The sequence below is a fragment of the Micromonospora craterilacus genome, assembly GCF_003236315.1.
Lineage (GTDB): Bacteria > Actinomycetota > Actinomycetes > Mycobacteriales > Micromonosporaceae > Micromonospora > Micromonospora craterilacus.
In genome coordinates this window covers 1-1102 of sequence record NZ_POTY01000498.1, presented here as the reverse complement: position 1 = coordinate 1102, position 1102 = coordinate 1, and the positions used below count along the sequence as shown (strand labels likewise).

2 pseudogenes are annotated in these 1102 nt (G+C 72.1%); one reads left to right on the top strand and one right to left on the bottom strand.

The features are described from left to right. Positions 1-8: 8 nt before the first annotated feature. A pseudogene (locus tag C1I95_RS34070) lies at positions 9-911 on the top strand (M1 family metallopeptidase); the annotation flags it as partial. A 121-nt stretch (positions 912-1032) separates the two neighbouring features. Here C1I95_RS34070 and C1I95_RS34065 read toward each other — a convergent pair. Continuing rightward, positions 1033-1102, bottom strand: a pseudogene (locus tag C1I95_RS34065) (TetR/AcrR family transcriptional regulator); the annotation flags it as partial.

Sequence of the window (1102 nt, the reverse complement as noted above, 5' to 3'; positions counted from 1 at the left end):
ATCCGTACGTGCCGGGCAGCGGCAACGGGGGGTACGACGTCGGGCACTACCGGCTGGCGGTGCGTTACGACCCGGCGGACGACCGGCTCACCGGCAAGGCCGAGGTCACCGCGACCGCGACCCAACCGTTGTCGCGGTTCAACCTGGACCTGGTCGGCCTGGACGTCAGCTCGGTCACCGTGGACGGTGCCCCGGCGAAACACCGGCACGCCGACGGCGAACTGGTGGTGACCCCGCGCCAGGGGCTCGGCTCGGGCAGCCGCTTCACCGTCGAGGTGGCGTACGCCGGTGTGCCCGGGGCGGTCGCCGACGGTGTGCTCGGCAGCGGCGGATTCCAGCACACCGACGACGGTGCGATCGCGCTCGGCCAGCCCCACTCGGCGGCTACCTGGTTCCCGGTCAACGACCACCCCTCCGACAAGGCTACCTACGACATCGAGGTGACCGTCCCCGACGGCCTCGCCGCGCTGAGCAACGGGGTGCCGGGGGAGCGGACCAGCGCTGACGGCTGGACCACCTGGCGTTGGGCCGAGCGGTCGCCGATGGCCAGCTACCTGACCACGTTGGTGATCGGCGACTACCGGGTGGAGTCCGGCAGCCACGCCGGGAAGCCACTGGTCACCGCCGTACCGGCCGGGCTGCCCGCCAGCGGGGCGGAGGCCGCGTCGCTGGCCCGTACCGGCGAGATCGCCGACTTCCTGGCCGGCCGTTTCGGGCCGTACCCGTTCGAGGCGTACGGCGGCGTGGTGGTCGCCGACAACCGGATCGGGTACGCGTTGGAGACGCAGTCCCGGCCGGTCTACGGGCCGGGCTTCTTCCGTACCGGCGAGCCGAACTTCGGGGTGGTCGCCCACGAGTTGGCCCACCAGTGGTTCGGCAACAGCGTGGCGTTGGCCCGCTGGGGCGACATCTGGCTCAACGAGGGGTTCGCCAGCTACGCCGAGTGGCTGTGGGAGGAACACGACGGCGGACGCAGCGCCCAGCGCAGTTTCGAGATCCAGTACGGGGCCACGGACTGGTCCCGACCCACCCTCGATCCCGGGGCTCCTCGGGCAGTCGGTCCAGCTCGTGCAGGTGCAGCGCGATGACGGCCGGGTTGGCC